The following is a 20,325-nucleotide window of genomic DNA, read 5'->3' on the forward strand; positions in this document are numbered from 1 at the left end:
CATGATGATGACAAATTAAAAGAGAACTTGAATAAGCTTGCGATCCATACATTAACTCTAACGCTTCCCATTACAGCGCACTGCTAATTGTATGTAAAAGGGAAGGGCTAAAAAAATTCATTTTAGCCCTTTTTCTTTATGTGTACATCGGTTGTGAATAAACTTCAGAAGCAGCAGCCTCTGAAGCATGATCAATGTACTGCAGGAGCCCATATAAACATTTTTCAACATCTGCATCGTTCCGGTTAAATTGATACGCATGTAAGAAATGCTCAATACGTTTCGAGAGCAAATCATCTTGCGTACGTACCATAAGAATAAGTAAATTATCCCATTGCGAGCGATGCGTATAATAAAGTGCTTTATCATAATCCGCCACATTCATTAAACCTTCTCCTTTCCCTTGAGAAGTCTTCATTAGTTTGCTCGGATCATATCGACTTTTTCAGGGGAAAAGTTGGTGTCCGCATCAATCGTGTACCGGGAATTATAGGCTGAATAATTGCTTCATGTATGAAAAAGGACAGGCTTGCTAAACCTAAACAAAACATATATGAAAGTGAGTTCAATGATATCATGCAGCCGAAATGGTGGATGCTTATTGCAGCAGGAATCGTTTTGCTTGGCAGTTTGATGATTCATCCTGCATCAAAAGCAGCAGTGCAGCCGTTTGAAAATTGGGAAAGACTTGCGTACACAGCGTTTAAAGATGAATATAAAGGTGCCGCATTAAATGATTATCATTACATTGGCCGGACAGAAGTGAATGATGAGCAGACAAAAGATGTGTTTCGCGTCACTGTAAAGGAAGGGTCAACTCGCTTTGCCGCACATGCAGAAATTTATTTTCATCCGGTGACTGGTCATTTGATTAGTATTAACGTGTTTCGACTATAAAGAAGCACCTTTTTTTGTAAAGGGTGCTCGAGGCGTTCAGTCAAAAAAGACAAAGGGCTAAAATAAAGATCATTTTAGCCCTTTGTCCAACAATTTTTTCGAAATGGAATTACTTCATGCTACCTTGAAGATAAGCGCGAATATCCACACCAAGTGAATCTGCTAATCGCTGGCCGTAATCTTCATCGGCACGATAGAAGTTGCAGATTGCAAGTAATTTTGTTTGGTCATTCACATCTTTCAAATCAGCTGTTAGGTTTTTAATCAATGCTTGTTTCTCTTCTTCAGAGTAGCTTCGATATTTTTCTCCAGCTTGTTTGAAATCGTTCGGTTTTTCAATTTTTTGTCTCACCATACGGTCACCGTGAAGAACTGGCTCACTTTCTTTGTAGTGAGGGTTTTCTTTTGGCTGATCGGCATAACGGTTTGGTTCATAGTTAATATGACCGCTTGGACGAGTCGTTGTCATAAAGCCATCCTGCTGGTTATTGTGTACAGGTGCATAAGGGCAGTTAACCGGAATGCGCATGTAGTTCGCACCAAGTCGGTGGCGCTGCGTATCAGGATATGAGAACAGACGGCCTTGAAGCAGTTTATCTTCAGATGCCTCAATTCCTGGAACAAATGCACTTGGCGTGAAAGCAGACTGTTCTGTTTCAGCAAAGAAGTTATCAGGATTACGGTTGAGTGTCATGCGTCCTACTTTTTGAAGCGGGTAATCTTCCTCGCTCCACGTTTTTGTTGGGTCACATGGATCATAATCAAGTTCATCATAATCGCTAAGCGGCATAAGCTGAACATATAAGTCCCATGCTGGGAAGTTGCCTTTTTCAATGCGGTCATATAAATCTCTTGTCGCATGCTGGAAATCGTTTGCTTGAATTTCCGCTGCTTCTTCCATAGATAAGTTGCGAATACCTTCAGAAGGTCTCCAGTGATATTTTACATATTTTGCTTCGCCGTATTTATTCACCCATCTAAATGTATGCACACCAGAACCGCGCATTTCAGCATAGCTTGCAGGGATTCCTTCATCAGAGAAAAGCCATGTGAGCATATGAGTGGATTCAGGCGTTAAGGTCATAAAATCCCAATAACGGTCAGGATCTTGAATATTGGTTACAGGATCTGGCTTGAGAGAGTGAACCATATCAGGGAATTTCAATGCATCACGAATAAAGAAGATCGGCAAGTTGTTACCAACGAGATCATAGTTGCCTTCTTCTGTATAAAATTTGACAGCAAAGCCGCGCGGGTCACGCAATGTTTCAGGTGAACCTTTTGGATGAATAACGGTGGAGAAGCGAACAAAAACGTCTGTTTGTTTTCCTTCTTCACTTAAGAAGGCAGCTTTTGTATGTTTTTCCATGCTGTTTTCTACTTCAAACACACCGTAAGCGCCGGCACCTCTTGCATGAACGACGCGCTCTGGAATACGTTCACGATCAAAGTGTGCGAGTTTTTCAATCAAATGGTAATCATCAAGAAAGGTAGGTCCGCGGTGACCAGCTGTTCTTGAGTTTTGGTTATCGCCAACAGGCACGCCTTGGTTCGTTGTCAAATTTTTATGATTTGAATTTGTCATTCTTTTCTCCTCCTGTAAACAAAAAAGTGTTTTCTAGCAATCTATATACCCTAATTATATTGAATCAAACATGATAGTCAATATTTATTTATAATAATTTTAAATAAATTATTATTACAAGAAGGTAAAGAAAAAGACGAAAGAATAAATTCTTTCGCCTTAAAGCAGGAGCTCTCTAAGAGCATCTTTGTTTCGTGTTAAATCGTTTAGTGTGTATCGGTCTAGAACGCTTAAATAAGCAGTGAGTGCTTCATGAAGTACATGCTTTAATGAACAAATTGGGGAGATAATGCAGCTGTTTTTCTTTGGATCAAAGCATTCAACCATGACTAAATCATCCTCTGTATAACGGACAACCTCTCCAATATTAATGCTTTCTGGGCTTTTTCCAAGCCTGATCCCGCCATTTCTTCCGCGAATCGTTTCCACATACCCGCGTTTTCCAAGATGATAAATCACCTTCGTCAGATGATTTTTAGAAATGCCATAAACATCGGCGATCTGCTGAATATTTGACAGTTCATTATTTTCTCTCGAAGCTAAATAAATGAGTACCCTTAATGAGAAATCTGTGTAATTCGTAAGTTTCATTTTGACGACCTCTAAACCTAATAGAGTTTTGTATCATCGTAACACATTTTAGACAAAAACTGTTCGAGAAAGTGTAAAATGTGACAACATTTAAAACATGTATTATAAATATTGCTTTTAGAGGCTGTCATCCATTACGATAAAGATGTATTTAAAATACTTCTTTTGAAAGAAGGAATGACGATGTTATCTAAAGATCAAATGAATGCAATAAAGCAATCAGCTCCTCTACTAAAAGCCGAGGGAACCAAACTTGTCACTGTTTTTTATCAAAATATGATTCGCCAGCACCCGGAGCTGCTCAATCAATTTAATAAAACAAATCTGATGAACGGAAGTCAGCCAGAGGCACTTGCTGCGACACTATATCAAGCTGCACTGCACATTGATCGATTAGAGGAATTACTTCCTGCGGTCAAACAAATTGCCCATAAGCATGTCAGTGTCATGGTCAAAAAAGAACAATACCCAATTGTCGGATATCACCTGATTGAAGCGATGAAAGATGTGTTTGGCTTAAGAGAAGAAGATGCCACTTTATTAGCTTGGAAAGCTGCATATGACATCATTGCGAATATTTTCATTACCATAGAAGCAGAAATGATGGATGAAAATGTGAAACAGACAGGCGGATGGGCAGATGTGAAGCCGTTTGTGATTAAGAAAAAGAAGCAAGAATCTCCATCGCTTATCTCTTTTTATTTAGTACCAGAAGATGAATCAGAGCTGCCATTGTATCAAGCAGGCCAATACATTACGGTTCAGGCAGATATGCCAGGAGAAGCCTATATGTGCAGCAGACAATATAGCTTATCAGACGAGCATCATCCATCTTATTACCGTATTACAGTGAAGCGTGACGGTCATGTGTCTACATTTTTGCATGATGAAATGGAAGAAGGGGACGTTCTTCAAGTGAGTATGCCGCAGGGAATGTTCTGCTTGCAAGGAGACACAAAAGAGCCTGTTTATTTCATCAGTGCTGGGTCTGGTGTCACACCAATGATTGGTTTAGTGAAAACTGCCGCACAAAACAGCCAGACATTCACGATGATTCATGCAGATCGATTAAAGGATGTAAATGCTTTTGAAAATGAGTTTGAACGCGTTCTAGCTTCAGCTTCCCATGGGCGCATCATCCTATGTAACGAACAATTTGCGCAGTCTGGAAAGGGTGAGCTTGTTGAGAAAGTGTCTTCCCGCATTGACCGTCCATTTCTTCAATCGGTGATCGGAGAAGGGAAAGGCCAATTTTATCTATGCGGTTCCCCGGTGTTTACACAGGGGATCATTCATATTTTAAAAGAGCTTGGAATTCCATCGCGCAATATTCATTTCGAAGCATTTGGCGGGCAATCCACAAAAGAAATGGAAGTCGTCTAAACGGTTGGCGGAACATCATGTTTTTTTACATACGCTCATATAGTAGGGATAAGTCCGATGAGGAGGGATGGTTTCCTTGAGCGTATCTGAAAAACGTCTTTTACAAAGAGCGATTGATGAAATTACAGAAATTGCAGAAGGATTTGGTCTAGATTTTTATCCGATGAGGTATGAAATCTGTCCCGCGGAAATTATTTATACGTTCGGTGCATATGGAATGCCAACACGATTCAGCCACTGGAGCTTTGGGAAGCAATTTCATAAAATGAAGCTTCATTATGATTTAGGATTAAGCAAAATTTATGAACTGGTGATCAATTCAAATCCTTGCTACGCCTTTCTACTAGATAACAATACGCTCGTTCAAAATAAATTAATTGTGGCTCATGTATTGGCACACTGTGATTTCTTCAAAAATAATTGCCGTTTCCAAAACACAAAACGAGATATGGTCGAAAGCATGTCAGCAGCGGCAGAGCGGATCAAAGAATATGAGCATATCCACGGAACAAAAGAAGTCGAAGCCTTTTTAGATGCCGTATTGGCTATCCAGGAGCATATTGATCCGTCTCTTGTTCGATCAAAATTAAGCTGGAATATGGACGATGAAGAAAGTGAAGATGATAAACCAAAACGTCAAACGCCTTATGATGATTTGTGGGGAATGGATGAGCCGAAAATGCGTGAGAAAAAGAAAACCGTTAAGCAATTTCCGCCAAAGCCTGAAAAGGATCTTTTACTCTTTATTGAAGCGCATTCCCGGGAGCTGGAGCCATGGCAGCGGGATGTTCTTACCATGCTGAGAGAAGAAATGCTCTATTTTTGGCCGCAGCTGGAAACAAAGATTATGAATGAAGGCTGGGCATCGTATTGGCACCAGCGGATTATGCGGGAGCTTGATTTGGATTCAAGTGAATCGATAGAGTTTGCGAAATTAAATGCAGGTGTGGTGCAGCCATCTAAAACAGGCATCAATCCTTACTATTTAGGGCTGAAAATTTTTGAAGATATTGAAGAACGCTATAACAACCCATGTGAAGAATTAAAAAAAGCAGGGGTCAAAGAAGGATCTGGCCGCAGTAAAATGTTTGAAGTCAGGGAAATTGAATCGGATATTTCCTTTATTCGAAACTACTTAACGAAAGACCTTGTGATGAGAGAAGACTTGTACTTGTTTCAAAAGCAGGGGAGAGACTATAAAGTCATTGATAAAGAATGGAAGGCGGTTCGTGATCAGTTAGTCAGTATGAGAGTGAATGGCGGCTTTCCTTATTTGACCGTGATCGATGGCGACTATTTAAAAAATAACGAACTTTATATCAAGCATTGGTATGAAGGCATTGAACTTGATCTGAAATACTTAGAAAAAGTCCTTCCGTATTTATATCAGCTGTGGGGAAGAAGTGTGCATATCGAGTCAGTTCTTGAAGGAAAAGAAGTGATGTTTTCTTATGATGGAAAAGGGGTTCATAGGAAATATCTCGCTTAATGATCATAAAAAAAGATGTCCTCAAACGGACATCTCTTTTATGTGACAGGGGCTGGATTAAATAGACACAAATCGTTATGAATCCCCCAATGATCGGCCCATGTTTCTTTCCGGCCGCTGGCGATATCTAGTATATAATGAAACAGGTCTGTACCGACTTCTTCGATTGTTGCTTCTCCGGTTGCAATACGGCCGGCATCAAAATCAATAAGATCCGGCCATTGTGTCTGTAAGCTGGTTTTTGTAGAAACTTTTATTACAGGTGCTGCTGCTAGGCTGTATGGAGTTCCTCGGCCTGTTGTGAAAATTTGTACATTCATACCAGAGGCGAGCTGCAGTGTTCCGCAAACAAAATCGCTTGCCGGCGTTGCAGCAAATATCAGCCCTTTGGTGGCCGCTTTCTCACCAGGCCCAATCACACTAGATATTGGACTTGTGCCAGATTTGGCGATAGAACCAAGCGCCTTTTCTACGACATTGGATAAACCGCCTTTTTTATTTCCTGGGGAAGGATTTGCACTTCTATCTGCTTGACCTCTGCTTAAATAGTCGTCGTACCATTTCATTTCCCGTATAAGTGCCTGCCTCGTTTCTTCATTCAAAGTTCTTGGAGTTAATAGGTGAATGGCATCACGCACTTCTGTCACTTCTGAAAAAAGAACCGTTGCTCCTGCTTTGACAAGGAGGTCTGCTGCATATCCAACGGCGGGGTTTGCTGTTACACCTGAGAATGCATCGCTTCCACCGCATTGTAAGCCTACCACTAAATCCGATACAGGACATGGGACGCGTGTCCGCCTATTGAGTTTCTTTAGTTTGTGCTCTGCAGCCTTCAGAATGGAGGTAATCATTGAAGAAAAGCCTGATTCCTCCTGTAATGTTAAAATATCGTCTTGCCGCTCTTCTGACACAATGCGTGATGGTATGAGTTTTTCACAGCCTAATCCAATGACGAGCACTTCTCCGCCAAAGTTCGGATGTGTGGCTAAGTTTTGGATGGTTCTGATCGGAATGACCGCATCTGGTGCATGAATGGCCACACCGCAGCCGTATTGGTGGTGGAGGGGAATTACGTCATCCACATTTGGATATTTCGGCAGCAGATCTTCCTTGATTTTTTTGACCGCATAGTCAAGAACCCCAACGACACATTGCACGCTTGTTGTAATCCCGAGAATATTTTTAGTACCAACTGAATGATCTGGATTTCGGTATCCCTGAAATTCATAACCATCAAGCTTTTTAAGCGGAGGACCGCTGTATGTTAGGCATGATAATTTGTCTAAAGGAGGAGGAGCTGGCATTTGAACGAGCTCTTCTTTCACCCAGCTTCCCTGTATGATGGTTTCGTTAGCGTATCCAATGATTTCACCATATCTCACAATTGGTGCATGCTGTTCAATTGTCTTAAGTGCAACTTTATGCCCTTGAGGGATGCGTTCAGTTAACGTCAATCCACTTGAAAAGCTGGTGCCAGCTGGTAGTCCGCCATCATTTACGATGATTGCTACATTATCCTTTGAACTTACCTGAATATATAGGGGTGCTTCCTTTGCTTTTTGATTCAAGAGATCACTCCTTTGAAAGCGCTGTCTTTTTAAGAGGAGAGGAAGCATATCCGCTTCCGTATCATGGCGTTTGATTTAATCCTTTTAAAATCTTATCACGTACAAACTTCAAATGTTCATGCATATGGAAGTGTGCTTGATATGGGTCTCTAAGCTGAAGCGCTTCATAAATTTTCTGATGATAATTAACGGTCACGTTTTTTTCTCGATAAGGAATTTGGCTGTCAATCTTGGCGTGTGATACTAAAAGCGCCTGAATCATGCCTTCAACAACTGGATTGTTTGCACTTAAGGCAATAATCCGGTGGAATTCTTTATCGGCTTCACCATAGTTGTTATCTGTACTTTCCTCAATCATTTCAATGGTTCTTTCTAATTTTTTTAATTCTTCATCACTAATTTTCTCAGCAGCAACGGTGACAAGGCCTAGTTCTAGTACCATACGAGCTTCTAGAATGGCTGGTAAATTATCTTGAGCCAGTGCGAGCATAACTGAAAATGGCTGATTGCTAATTTTATCATTAAAATATGTACCGCCTCGTGTTTTTCTAGTGATAACGCCTAATGTTTCAAGAGAACTTAAAGCTTCGCGCAACACAGGGCGGCTTACCGATAAAATATCCATGAGTTCCATTTCTGTTGGCAGTTTGTCACCAGCTTTTAATTGTCCGCTAGACAATAAATGAACGATACGTTCTATGACTTGTTTTGCTAATGTTTTTCGATTCACTGTTTCAAATTTAAGTTCATCCATACTTTCATTCACGAGTCATTCTCTCCCTTCAGTTGTTCAATTGTAAGACAAAATGAAGGGGAATACAATCATTTACAGTCAAACTACCGAATCAAACACGGTTTTTTCGGGTCGAATGTCCAGCCATTCATGAGATATTGCATCTGAATGGCATCATTTCTTGCACCAAGCTTCATTTGTTTATATAAACGGTTGGCTTCCTCTATCTTTTCTAGATCAATTTGAATACCCAGCCCGGGTTCTTGTGGCACTTTGACACGACCTTCTTTGATTGAAAGTGGGTTCTTGGTTAAATGCTGGCCATCTTGCCATATCCAGTGGGTATCAATCGCTGTTATATGACCTGGTGCAGCAGCGGCAACGTGTGTAAACATGGCCAGGGAAATATCAAAATGGTTGTTTGAGTGCGATCCCCAAGTCAAGCCGTTATCATGACACGTTTGAGCGACTCTAACTGAACCTTCCATTGTCCAAAAGTGCGGGTCCGCCAGTGGAATATCAACTGCATGTAATTGGATGGCGTGTGACAATTGACGGAAATCAGTTGCGATCATATTTGTAGCCACTTGAATGCCGGTAGCTCGTTTGAATTCGGCCATAATTTCTCTTGACGAGAATCCGTCTTCTGCTCCACATGGATCCTCTGCATATGCAAGCACATGTTGTTTTCCTTTGCAAAGCTGAATGGCTTCATCAAGAGACCACGCTCCATTAGGATCAAGTGTGATGCGCGCATTTGGAAAACGTTTTGAAAGAGATTCTACAGCTTCCATCTCTGCTTCCCCGGAAAAGACACCGCCTTTTAACTTGAAATCCTGAAATCCATAGCGTTCATAAGCCGCTTCAGCCAAACGGACAATGTCCATCGGTGTTAGTGCTTTTTGACGCCTTAGCCGGAACCAGCTGCAAGATGAATGATCTTCTTTCAAATAGGGGAGAGGGGTTTTCATTTGATCCCCTATGTAAAATAAATACCCAAGCATGTCAACGACCTGTCTTTGTTGACCTGTTCCTAATAAAGAGGCAACCGGTTCTTCTAAAAATTGACCTAATAAATCCAAGAGAGCCGCTTCTATCGCTGTAACAGCATGTATTGTTGTCCGTAAGTCAAAGGTTTGATTGCCTCTCCCGCTTCTATCGAGGTCTTGATATGTTTGCTGCACCGATTGCAGGATGGCATGATATTGCCCAATTGGTTTTTGGAGGACAAGTCTGGCGGCTTTTTCAAGTGTTTGTCGAATGTTTTCACCGCCGGGAACTTCTCCGACTCCTTGACGGCCGCTGCTGTCTGTTAGTATGACAACATTTCTTGTGAAAAAAGGTCCATGCGCTCCGCTTAGATTCAAAAGCATACTGTCATAGCCGGCAACAGGAATCACCTTCATGTCAGTAATGTAAGGGAGATTGTTTGCTCGTTCCTTTTTGACTTCTTTTAAGTATTGATTCATATAAATCCTCCTTTATATAAAGCGCTTTCAAATAGAGCTGGATGGGACTTGGGCCGGAGGTGTTGAAGGGGGTTCTTTTAACTTCACACGTTTAATGGGACCCACAAGGAATAAATAACTTAAGATTGCAATAACGGCATTACTGCCGACAAAGACGAGCGCACCACTGAAAGAGCCTGTCGCATTGACAATATATCCAATGATAATGGGTGTTGTAATGGATGCAATGTTGCCAAAGGTATTAAATAAACCGCCGCTTAACCCGGCACATTCCTTTGGGGAGGTATCTGATACAACGGCCCAGCCAAGTGCACCGAATCCTTTTCCAAAGAAAGCAAGCGACATAATCGCAACAACAATCCATGAAGATTCTGTATAGTTGCAGATGATCATACTGCATGAAAGAAGCATGCCGATAATAATGGGTGTCTTTCGTGCGAAAGTAAGCGATTTCCCGCTTTTTAATAAAAAATCGGATAACAAGCCGCCAAGGATTCCGCCTAAAAAACCGCAGAGAGCTGGCAGGGAAGCAACAAAACCTGCTTCGAGAATGGACATTCCTTTTGCTTGAACAAGATACACAGGAAACCACGTCAAGAAAAAATAAGTGAGGGTGGTAATGCAATATTGAGCAATATAAACCCCAATTAACATCCGATTTGAAAGTAATTGTTTCACGTATGGCCATTTGGATTCTTTGTTTTGCTGGCTCTTTTCATCGTCCATTGAGGTCAAAGCCCCGCCTTTTGATATGTAATCGAGCTCTGCTGCGTTAATTTTCGGGTGTTGTTTTGGATTATAGACGGTTTTTATCCAAAGAAAAGACAGCAAAATACCGAGGATTCCCATAACAACAAAAACAGAATGCCATCCTAAAGAATGTGTAAGCCAGCCCATAATTGGAGAGAAAATGACAAGCGCAAAATACTGAGCTGAATTAAAGAAAGCAGAAGCTGTTCCACGTTCAGAACTAGGAAACCATGCAGCCACTACACGGCTATTGCCTGGAAAGGAAGGAGCTTCCGCCAGCCCTACTAAAAATCGCAGGGTAAAAAGGAGAATAATCGCAGTACCCGCTGTAAAAAAACCTATGGCACCTTGAAACAATGTAAACAAAGACCAAAAGAAAATACTGCAGGCAATCACCATTTTAGAACCGAATTTATCCAATAAATAACCGCCAGGCAATTGGCCAATGACATATGCCCAGCCAAAAGCAGAAAAGACATAACCCATTGATACAGAGCTAAGACCAAGGTCATGTTGAACAGAATCTCCAGCAATAGAAAGGGTAGCACGATCTGCATAATTGACAGAAGTGACAAGAAACAGCATGAAGACGATAAACCAGCGGACAGACGTTTTTTTATCAGTTTGTGAAGCATGGAAGAGGTTATTTATCATCATTTCTTCTCCTTTTCTAAAATAGAGAATTGAGGAGGGCAGATGCCCTCTCAAATGCTTCAATTTTACGATTTAATGAAAACGGTTTGAATGGCTGTAAAGAATTCCTTTGCCGCTTCTCCTTGTTCACGAGAATGAGAGCTTGATTGTTTCATTCCACCAAATGGTGCCTGTAACTCTACACCAGCACTTTCTGCATTAATTCTAATGAGCCCAGCTTGGATATTCTGAATAAAGGACAGCATACGACCGATATTTTGTGTGAAAATAGAAGCGCTTAAGCCAAAAACCACATCATTGGCAATGTGAAATGCTTCATTGATATCTTGCACTTTGATTAAAGCAATGACAGGACCAAATATTTCTTCTTGAGCGATGGTCATGTCTGAGGTGACATGTTCGAAAATAGCAGGCTCAATAAAATAACCATTCTGATAATCACCATCTGTTAATGGTTCCCCGCCAAAAAGGAGGGTGGCACCTTCTTTTTTTCCAGTTTCAATATAGGAAAGGCATTGATCAAGCTGCTGTTTGCTTGCGATCGGACCCATCCATACGTCTTTTTTTAAACTGTCCCCAATAGTGATCTCTTGCGTTTTTTGAACGAGTTTTTCTTTAAAGGCATCATAGATGTCTTCTTGGACAATGACTCGGCTCGTTGCTGTACATTTTTGTCCAGTTGACCGGAAGGCTCCTGTAATGGCTGCTTCTACCGCAAGATCAAGATCCGCATCATTGGCTACGATAACGGGGTTTTTTCCTCCCATTTCAAGCTGATACTTAATCCCGCGATCAAAGGCTTTTTGACCGATGGCTTTACCCGTTGCATTTGATCCAGTAAATGTAATTCCTTGGATATTTGGATGTTCAATCATTCCTTGACCTACGACAGCTCCCGATCCTGTGACCATATTGACTACTCCTTTTGGAAGGTGGGCATCTGCAAAGCAGGCCATGATTTTTGCGCAAGTAACGGCAGTTTCTGTCGCAGGTTTAATGACGACCGTGTTCCCATAAATGAGTGCAGGAGCCATTTTCCAAATAGGGATCGCAATAGGGAAATTCCAAGGAGAGATGATGCCTACAACACCTAATGGAACCCTTTTAGTGAACATGAGTGCCTCTCGGTCAGTAGAAGGAATGACATCGCCTTCTTTGCGCATTCCTTCGCCGGCATAGTAGCGGAGAATGGCTACACCGCGTGCCGCTTCTCCTTTTGCCTCAGGCAGAGTTTTACCCATTTCTTTTACAGCAGTAATGGCAATGTCATCGAGACGTTCTTCCAGCAAATCAGCTGCTTTATAAAGATATTGTCCTCGTTCTGCACCTGATAAATCTCGCCACATCGTCTTTGCTTCATGAGCTGCAGTGATGGCTCCGTTTACATCTTCGAGACTTGAGCGCTGCACATATCCAGCAGCCTCCTCTTTGTCGGCAGGATTTTGAATGGGGATCACTTCTCCTGTGGAAGCCTTTACCCATTCACCATTGATATAATTGAAGTACGTTTTTTGTTTCACTGAAGTGGACATAATATGAGCTCCTTTCTTTCGTTAATTCACAGCCGCTTTTTTCGGGAAGCGTTCCATTGCGTGCTGTAAAATGTTCTCTAGTTCTTGATAGTGTTCTTTTTCTACAGGAACAACAGGCGGTCTTGCTGAATTGCGGACAGAATGTCCCATGATGTTCATGCCGGCTTTAATGAGTGAGACGGCATAGCCCTTTCTCTGTTGGCGAATCCGGTTAATCGGTAGAATAACAGTTGTGTAAATGTCCTTGACCGTTTCTTGATCACCCGTTTTTAGTGCGTGATAAAACATTCTTGAGATGTGCGGGATATAATTAGAAATTGCGGAGGAATAGGAATGAAAACCAATCGGTAAGTAAGCCGGCATTGTGACCTCTGCCATAGGCAATCCATTTATATAGCTGAGCCTGCTGCCTATTGTATAGGAAAGATTCACGTTTAAATCCATATCACCGACCCCATCTTTTACACCAACAAGCTGTTCAAAAGAAGTGAGCCGTTTGATTTGCTGCACAGAAAGAACAGCATTATCTCGTTGATATAAGATGGCATTTAGGTTTGTACTTTCTATAATGGTTTTGGCGTATTCATATAGTCCTTCTTGTTCACCATGAATTAAATAAGGAGGGAGTAATAAGTAACCGTCAACGCCTTTTTCCTCGGAAATTTTCGCCCACTCCAGTGCGGTATTTAAATTTCCGCCAACTCCTGAATAAACAGGAACTTGACCACCGGCAGCTGCAAGTGCCACATCAATCATTTGCTCGTATTCTTTTTGACTAATAGACTGAAATTCTCCCGACCCACATGCAATAAAAATGGCATCGAGCCCTTCGTCTAGTAAGAATTGAATGTTTTGAAATAGTGCTTCCTCAGAAAGCTGACCATTTGCTTGAAAAGGAGCGATAGGAAAACCTAATATGCCTTCTGGTGCTCTTCTACCTTGAATCATTGCTAAAAACCTCCTGTAATTTGTTAAAAAGAAAGGTAAGCGCTACCAAAAACTCTTTTATTTAATTGTAAGACAAATAAACAATTTGTCAATATCTTTATTTTCAGAAATTTCAACTGGAAGATTGAACAATAAAAAGAGCAGGCATTTTCTACACCTGCTCTTACAATGTTCTTCGTTTTATTGATGAAGTAATTTAAAGATATGTTTTGCTTGATCTGTATTTTCCATCAGACCTTTTAGCTGCTGGCTTGTTGGGCCATACGCAAAGAATGGAACTTCATCACCGGTATGACCAGAAGTTGTCCAGCCTGTATGTGATCTTGTATTGATCACTTCTTCAATCGCATCATCAATTTTAACAGTATCTTTTGTTTCAGCGGCCTTTTGAATAGATGCTGTTTCTTCTTTTGTGAAATCAAGATTGATATATTGTTTCAGCGCTGACTCGACAGTCATGCCGCTGACAATTTTGTTTGCGATAAAGTCAGGCGTTTTTTTCGCTGCTTTTACCGGTTTGTAATCCCAGCTGCCTGAACCGTCTGCTCCGAAGGAAAGTCCGCCAGTTGAATGATCTGCGGTCGTGATGACTAACGTGTTTTTATCCTTTTTCGCAAAACGAATCGCTTCTTCAAATGCTTTTTCAAAATCCTTCATTTCGCTCATTGCACTGACAATATCATGATCATGTCCAGCCCAGTCAATTTGACTGCCTTCGACCATAAGGAAAAATCCTTTTTTGTTTTTAGACAGCTGTTTGATAGCTGAGGATGTCATATCTTGCAGGGAAGGGGTCGTTTGATCACGATCAATGGCTTTATCGAGACCTCCATCAGCAAAAATGCCTAACACTTTTTCATTTTTGTTTTTTTGTAAGGCGGCTTTATTGGTGACATAATCATAACCGGCTTGTCTGAATTCCTTCGTCAGATCACGATCCTTTCGGACAAAATCGACAAGTCCTCCGCCAAGCATGACATCGACTGTATGCTGTTTTCCGATTTTCTCATCGAAGAAGTCATCAGCGATGGCTGCAGTGTTTTTCCTAGACACATCGTGAGCGGCATACGCAGCAGGCGTAGCATTTGTTAATTCAGATGTCACGACAAGACCCGTCGATTTTCCCTTTCGTTTGGCTTCTTCTAAAACGGTTTTTAGTTTTTTGCCGTTTTTGTTTACACCAATGGCATTGTTGTATGTCTTTTTACCAGTGGCCATGGCTGTACCAGCTGCTGCTGAATCGGTAATGTTACTTTTAGAGTCGTCAGGGTATGTTTTATGCATGCCAGTGAGGTAAGGGTCAAACGCTGTTTGCTTTGAAAGGTCACCGTTGTGTTTAAATGAGCGGTAAGTTGAAAGATAAGGTGTTCCCATGCCATCTCCAATCAGCACGATCACATTTTGCACGTCATTTTTCGGCTTCTTTTTAGCCTCAGCTTTGTCAGCTTGTCCAAATTCAATCCCTGAAAAAATGCCAATCGATAGCACAGATGCTGCTGCCACTGCAGCAATTTTCGTTTTCGAGCTTTTCAACACACTCATTCATTTTGCCTCCTCATTGTTTATGTATCGCTCTTACGTTTACAATGGTAGAGCAGAAGTGTGGATTCCTCTTTACAGCACCGTAAAGTTCACTTTAAAATTGTAAAGGTCCACTTTACATAGAATGAACCAAAAAGAGAAATGAATGTATCATTTATCCATGACAAGATGCGATTATTTTGTCATGATTGTGTAATAAAAATGAAATAAAAAGAACCCTAAAAAAAAATAAATTTTGCCGAATTAATAAGCAAAATGTCGTAGGAAGTCAAGACTATTTCTTCTGGTATTTGATCCTTATAATAGGGAGTAGATAAAAATTCGGATCAGATAGATACATACAGGAGGAACAAATGAAAAAACAATTGATCACAGCTGCAAGTGCAGTTCTACTTGGGACGACATTATTTGCCGGCGCTGCCTCAGCACAATCAGTAAAAGTTCAAAAAGGTGACTCTCTTTCTGTTCTAGCGAAAAGATACAAAACAAGCGTGAGCAAAATTAAATCAGACAATAAGCTGAAATCTAACGTGATTTATGTTGGACAAACCTTAAAAGTGAATGGCACTTCTTCGAAAAAAGCAGTGAAGACATCAAAAACAACAACAAAAGTAAAAACGGCTTCAGCAACTGCCACTCATAAAGTTGTCAAAGGTGATACATTATCTAAGATCGGCAAAAAATACGGGATGACTGTGAAAGAGTTGAAATCGTTAAATAAACTTAAAACAGACCTCATTAAAATCGGGCAAAAGCTAAAGGTGAAAAAGACGTCTAAAGTAAAGGCGAAACCTGTGAAAGAAAAAACAGTCTCTACTTCTTCCTTAAACACGTCTAAGCTCATAGCAGATGCTAAAGCGCAAAACGGTACTCCATATAGATGGGGTGGAACGACACCGAAGGGCTTTGATTGCAGCGGATTTATGTGGTATATCATTAACAAACAAAAAAAGATTTCAAGACAAACAACTGAAGGTTTCTGGGGATCGATGAAAAGTGTATCCAAACCAAAGGCTGGAGATTTTGTCTTCTTTACAACGTATAAATCGGGTCCATCTCACATGGGTGTCTACCTTGGGAACAATAAGTTTATCCATGCTGCTTCTGACGGTGTAACGATCAGTGATATGACATCAAGCTATTGGAAGCCTATTTATCTTGGAGCGAAAACATTTGTAAACTAATTCATTTTAAGAGACTGCTATGAAGCAGTCTCTTTTTTCATATATCATTTGTGCCGCAGAACTGGTCTTTTTCTCATAGATCACTATCGGTCTAAAGGCTTTAAAATAACATAATTGTGACCCCGCTTTTAAAAAAAGGGTCTTATTTTTGTTGAATAATAAGTATATGAAAAAAATATAATCTTCCATGTTGTATCATAAATAGAGGGAGACAAACTATCAATTGAATAAGGATTGAAGAAAATCTAACCGTTTTATTGACAATATTTTCGTTGATATATAAGAATTTTCACTCTATTTTTTAAAAAAGTGTTTTCATTTTTTAATTTTCATATATAATAATTTTACGCCACCAATTTATTGCGCTAAATTTAATCTAAATATTCAGAAAATATTGTGAATTATATGAATGTGGCGTCTTTAGACTGATACTAAGTTTTGGGAGTGATGGTATGAGCAATTCGTTGTTTAGAAAAAAGAGCATTTCAGAGCTCATTGCGGCAACACAAGGGGAAAAAGCATTAAAAAAGGAATTGGGTTCATTTGATTTAACCATGCTGGGCATTGGAGCCATTATCGGGACAGGGATATTTGTTCTAACAGGTACAGGAGCCGTCACTGCGGGGCCAGGACTTGTGCTATCATTTGTCATCGCAGGTCTTGCTTGTTTGTTTGCAGCACTGTCATATGCGGAATTTGCTTCCACAGTGCCTGTGTCAGGGTCTGTGTATACATTTACGTACGCATCAATGGGGGAATTTCTAGCATTCATCATTGGCTGGGATTTAATATTAGAATATATGCTGGCTGCTAGTGCCGTTTCAGCGGGCTGGTCAGGCTATTTTGTGTCTTTTTTAAATGGGATAGGGGTTCATATACCAGTTGAGTTAACAGCAGCACCAGGTGGTTTAAAGGGGCACGTGACATATTTTAATCTTCCAGCATTTATTATTTTAATGGTCATCACCTTCCTGCTGTACTTTGGTATTAAAGAATCAAAACGAGTAAATAACATCATGGTTATTATGAAAATTGCTGTGATTCTGCTCTTTATTTTAGTCGCTGTGAAATATGTAAAACCTGAAAACTGGACACCATTCGTTCCATTTGGGACATCAGGGGTCTTAAGTGCAGCAGCCCTAGTATTCTTTGCATTTATCGGGTTTGATGCAGTTGCTTCTGCGGCAGAGGAGACAAAAAATCCATCACGCAACCTGCCTAGAGGAATTATTACTTCTTTATTGATTTGTACGCTGCTTTATGTCGTTGTCAGTGCGATTATGACGGGCATCGTTCCTTTTATGAATTTTGAAGGAGTATCACATCCAGTGTCTCTCGTTTTACAAGTAGCCGGACAAAACTGGGTGGCTGGTATTGTGGATGTCGGAGCGATTCTAGGGATGACAACCGTGATGCTTGTCATGCTGTACGGCCAGACACGCGTGATGTTTGCTATGTCTCGTGATGGCTTGGTGCCAAAGGTATTATCAAAAGTTCATCCAAAGCATAAAACTCCTTACATCAATACATTGTTCTTCGGTACATTGTCAGCATTAATGGGTGGATTTATTCCACTTGATGAGCTGGCAAGTTTAGTGAACATCGGGACACTTTCAGCATTCATTTTGATTTCAGTGGCGGTCATTGTGATGAGAAAAACGCAGCCGGACTTACCAAGAGCTTTCAGATGCCCAGCAGTTCCGCTTATTCCGATCTTAGCTATTCTATCTTGCGGATTGCTCATTTATAAGCTTGGTGCAATCACCTTTGTACGTTTCTTAATCTGGCTTGCCATTGGGCTGGTTGTGTATTTCTTATATTCAAGAAAGCATTCAGAATTGAATAAACAATAAATGAAAAAAGCCCGTGATGCTTGGCATTAGTCAAGTAACACGGGCTTTTGCTTTTGAGTGCTGATTAAAAACCTAATTGAAGATCGACATCGATTGATACGATGGCATAGACACAAACAATGACAAAGATATTCAGTACGACACCGAGGAAACCTGGACCCGTACGGCCTTTTTTAATGAACAGTTCAATAATGCCAAATGGAACTGCGGCCATTGCAAAAGGAAGCATTTGAAAAGAATAAAATGTCACGTTGCTGATAATGGCGAGGTTTAGCATGAGCAGGGATAATATCGCTGTGCCGACAGAAATCCAGCCAAATACATTATGCTCTTTAAAAATTCTTACCAATTCCATAATTCCACCTCGCTCACTTTTGCCGTTTTAATGCGTTTTGTCTTTACAAATTTCTCAATCTCTTTTGAAGGCCCAGTGACCACAGAGCCATAAACCGTGACGCCATTTTGATCGATATAGCGTATACGATTAGACAGGTCAAGATCAGGTCTGCCAGAGATCGTTGTTGCCCATGTCGGGTGCTGATTAACATAAGCAAGGGCATCTTTGAATTGATCTACCTCAGTTTTTGATGTGTGCTGAAGCTCTTTTAAAAATTCAGAGTCCTTCCCAGGAAAGCCGATTGGCCGCTGATTTCCACTTAATGAATCCTCTGTTTTAATCGCATTCCACAGCACTTTCATATCGTATTTTTTAGCAAAGGAATAAACATCCTTTGGTGTGTAAGCTCTGTCATAGGATACATACACTTCACTTACTGTTCCTTCAGGAAGCTTGTCTAACGTAGTGAGTGTTTGTTTTTTTGAGGCATCTGCCTGCGCCGAAGGATGGGTAAAGAAATCCTCCGTTTCGCGTGCGCTGTCACCATAATAAGAGATGGTAGGCTGCTTTAATTTATCGAAAAACATCTCGATTTGTTCACTGCCAATAGCTTCTGTTTTATTGCCAATTTGCTTTTGCAGCTTCAATTCGGTGTTCATCCCAAAAAGTTTGACCTGACCTTTTAAATCCTTCATATCAATGGCCACGTTTGGTTTGGTTAAAGCGACGGTGACAGCTGCTGTTTCCATGAAATGATTGCCTTTGCTCTCGGCGCCGCCAACGCCGTAGTATAAATAACTTCCTAATGTACAAAGCGGTAAAATAATGAGTGTCGATATGACAGCAAGTACGGAAATACGTAAATATGACTTTCTTTTTCCGTATTGTAAAATGGCTTTTTGCTTCTCAGGACTGATGGAAAAATCTGTCCAATCTGAGTCGTTCAGTTCCTGGCTTAAGCGTTTTTCGTTTTCTTCAAGTTCTTCTTCAAACGCTATCATTTCTTCCTCATTCATCTCACCATTATTATATTGTTCCCATCGCTTGTTAAACTCTTCATTCATCATTAACACCTCTGTTGTAAAGTGCTTTTAGGCGCTGCCTTGCACGAAATAAAACACTTTTAAAATTTGCTTCAGTAATATTCATGACCTTGGATGCTTCCTTGTAATTTAGCTCTTTTAAATAATACAATGTCAACGCTTCCTTGTAGTTATCTGGAAGCTGCTCCAAATACATGGTGAGAACTTCCTTTATTTCAACCTGTTCAGCAGGGCTTTGTACAGACGTTTGTAAAAGACCGCCAATGAGGTCATCCGATATGGTCACTTCTTTTTTATGTTTCCTGACATAATCAATAAAAGCATTTCGTGCCACCTGAAATAACCAAGGTTTCACTTTGCTATGGTCGTAGGAATGAATATGTATATACGCACGCATAAAGGTTTCCTGCAATAAGTCTTCTGCCAAATGTTTGTCTTTTGTCATGGAGAGCAGAAACCTGTAAACATCGTTCATATACATTTGATAAATTTCATCGATCGTCACTGATTTTTCTCCCCTCTATGTTATACACGCATAAGAAAGGCATAAAGTTGCACGAAACTTCTCATTACCGTACATTACTCATTTCTTTCGCCGAATCAAAATCATTTCTCCTTATCATAGCGAAATTTGCATCATTTATAAAGTATTTTCAATAGAACAAATCAGGAAAAAACATCGAAAAACGACAAAATTGGACACAATTCCTATTCTATTCTCCCCTAAAACCTTGTGCTTGAATACAGTCAGAACGTCCATTTTAAAC

Annotated in this window: 18 protein-coding genes; 5 read left to right on the forward strand and 13 right to left on the reverse strand. The window is 40.6% G+C overall.

Going from position 1 to position 20,325, the window contains the following annotated elements; genetic code table 11:
* Positions 1 to 136: 136 nt before the first annotated feature.
* On the reverse strand, positions 137 to 385 hold the full coding sequence (locus MHB41_RS04640) for a YhdB family protein (protein WP_024426598.1): 249 nt from the start codon (positions 383 to 385) through the stop codon (positions 137 to 139).
* A 248-nt stretch (positions 386 to 633) separates the two neighbouring features.
* On the opposite strand from MHB41_RS04640, the gene MHB41_RS04645 reads away from it, so the two are divergent.
* Positions 634 to 897, forward strand: coding sequence for a YqzG/YhdC family protein (locus MHB41_RS04645; RefSeq protein ID WP_224426432.1), 264 nt, complete (start codon positions 634 to 636; stop codon positions 895 to 897).
* Positions 898 to 1,006: 109 nt separating this feature from the next.
* Here the strand turns inward: MHB41_RS04645 and MHB41_RS04650 are convergent, their stop codons facing one another.
* Both MHB41_RS04650 and MHB41_RS04655 read right to left on the reverse strand, forming a co-directional pair.
* On the reverse strand, positions 1,007 to 2,482 hold the full coding sequence (locus MHB41_RS04650) for a catalase (RefSeq protein WP_070325647.1): 1,476 nt from the start codon (positions 2,480 to 2,482) through the stop codon (positions 1,007 to 1,009).
* Positions 2,483 to 2,641: 159 nt separating this feature from the next.
* Positions 2,642 to 3,073 carry an Rrf2 family transcriptional regulator gene (locus MHB41_RS04655; protein WP_034282262.1) on the reverse strand — a complete coding sequence of 144 codons (432 nt, stop codon included), beginning with the start codon at positions 3,071 to 3,073 and terminating at the stop codon, positions 2,642 to 2,644.
* Positions 3,074 to 3,256: 183 nt separating this feature from the next.
* Between MHB41_RS04655 and MHB41_RS04660 the strand changes: the two genes are divergently transcribed.
* The gene (locus MHB41_RS04660) at positions 3,257 to 4,456 is read left to right on the forward strand and encodes a globin domain-containing protein (protein ID WP_340899094.1); all 1,200 of its coding nucleotides are present in this window, start codon (positions 3,257 to 3,259) and stop codon (positions 4,454 to 4,456) included.
* A 76-nt stretch (positions 4,457 to 4,532) separates the two neighbouring features.
* Complete coding sequence (locus MHB41_RS04665) at positions 4,533 to 5,945, forward strand: SpoVR family protein (RefSeq protein ID WP_034282259.1); 1,413 nt, start codon at positions 4,533 to 4,535, stop codon at positions 5,943 to 5,945.
* A 38-nt stretch (positions 5,946 to 5,983) separates the two neighbouring features.
* Here the strand turns inward: MHB41_RS04665 and garD are convergent, their stop codons facing one another.
* From garD to MHB41_RS04700, 7 genes are all read right to left on the reverse strand, one after another.
* Entirely contained in the window at positions 5,984 to 7,561 is a 1,578-nt protein-coding gene (gene garD, locus MHB41_RS04670; RefSeq protein ID WP_061109607.1) for a galactarate dehydratase, read from the reverse strand.
* A 13-nt stretch (positions 7,562 to 7,574) separates the two neighbouring features.
* Positions 7,575 to 8,279: a FadR/GntR family transcriptional regulator gene (locus MHB41_RS04675; RefSeq protein ID WP_034282256.1), complete on the reverse strand. Its 705-nt coding sequence runs from the start codon at positions 8,277 to 8,279 to the stop codon at positions 7,575 to 7,577.
* Between the two features lie 71 nt (positions 8,280 to 8,350).
* The gene (locus MHB41_RS04680; protein WP_061109608.1) at positions 8,351 to 9,715 is read right to left on the reverse strand and encodes an enolase C-terminal domain-like protein; all 1,365 of its coding nucleotides are present in this window, start codon (positions 9,713 to 9,715) and stop codon (positions 8,351 to 8,353) included.
* A gap of 27 nt (positions 9,716 to 9,742) precedes the next feature.
* On the reverse strand, positions 9,743 to 11,119 hold the full coding sequence (locus MHB41_RS04685) for an MFS transporter (RefSeq protein ID WP_046310382.1): 1,377 nt from the start codon (positions 11,117 to 11,119) through the stop codon (positions 9,743 to 9,745).
* Between the two features lie 65 nt (positions 11,120 to 11,184).
* Positions 11,185 to 12,651, reverse strand: a complete 1,467-nt coding sequence (gucD, locus tag MHB41_RS04690; RefSeq protein WP_267542783.1) for an alpha-ketoglutaric semialdehyde dehydrogenase GucD — start codon at positions 12,649 to 12,651, stop codon at positions 11,185 to 11,187.
* Positions 12,652 to 12,672: 21 nt separating this feature from the next.
* Positions 12,673 to 13,599 carry a 5-dehydro-4-deoxyglucarate dehydratase gene (gene kdgD, locus MHB41_RS04695; protein ID WP_046310385.1) on the reverse strand — a complete coding sequence of 309 codons (927 nt, stop codon included), beginning with the start codon at positions 13,597 to 13,599 and terminating at the stop codon, positions 12,673 to 12,675.
* A 180-nt stretch (positions 13,600 to 13,779) separates the two neighbouring features.
* Complete coding sequence (locus MHB41_RS04700) at positions 13,780 to 15,141, reverse strand: alkaline phosphatase (protein WP_061109610.1); 1,362 nt, start codon at positions 15,139 to 15,141, stop codon at positions 13,780 to 13,782.
* A gap of 353 nt (positions 15,142 to 15,494) precedes the next feature.
* Here MHB41_RS04700 and MHB41_RS04705 point away from each other — a divergent pair, with 353 nt between their 5' ends.
* Together MHB41_RS04705 and MHB41_RS04710 are read left to right on the forward strand one after the other, a co-directional pair.
* Entirely contained in the window at positions 15,495 to 16,325 is an 831-nt protein-coding gene (locus tag MHB41_RS04705; protein ID WP_041116968.1) for a C40 family peptidase, read from the forward strand.
* A gap of 452 nt (positions 16,326 to 16,777) precedes the next feature.
* The gene (locus tag MHB41_RS04710; RefSeq protein WP_098676770.1) at positions 16,778 to 18,178 is read left to right on the forward strand and encodes an amino acid permease; all 1,401 of its coding nucleotides are present in this window, start codon (positions 16,778 to 16,780) and stop codon (positions 18,176 to 18,178) included.
* A gap of 64 nt (positions 18,179 to 18,242) precedes the next feature.
* Here MHB41_RS04710 and MHB41_RS04715 read toward each other — a convergent pair whose 3' ends face one another.
* From MHB41_RS04715 to MHB41_RS04725, 3 genes are read right to left on the reverse strand one after another with little or no spacing between them, the layout of a single operon-like run.
* Positions 18,243 to 18,533 (reverse strand): hypothetical protein, encoded by a 291-nt coding sequence (locus MHB41_RS04715; protein WP_024425288.1) that lies wholly within the window; start codon positions 18,531 to 18,533, stop codon positions 18,243 to 18,245.
* Entirely contained in the window at positions 18,521 to 19,579 is a 1,059-nt protein-coding gene (locus MHB41_RS04720) for an anti-sigma factor (protein WP_070325651.1), read from the reverse strand. The genes MHB41_RS04715 and MHB41_RS04720 overlap by 13 nt, the downstream gene beginning before the upstream one ends.
* Complete coding sequence (locus MHB41_RS04725; RefSeq protein WP_024425287.1) at positions 19,572 to 20,063, reverse strand: sigma-70 family RNA polymerase sigma factor; 492 nt, start codon at positions 20,061 to 20,063, stop codon at positions 19,572 to 19,574. The genes MHB41_RS04720 and MHB41_RS04725 overlap by 8 nt, the downstream gene beginning before the upstream one ends.
* Positions 20,064 to 20,325 lie beyond the last annotated feature (262 nt).

Origin of the sequence: Bacillus sp. FSL H7-0578 (assembly GCF_038630855.1) — a bacterium.
Classification (GTDB): Bacteria; Bacillota; Bacilli; order Bacillales; family Bacillaceae; genus Bacillus; species Bacillus safensis.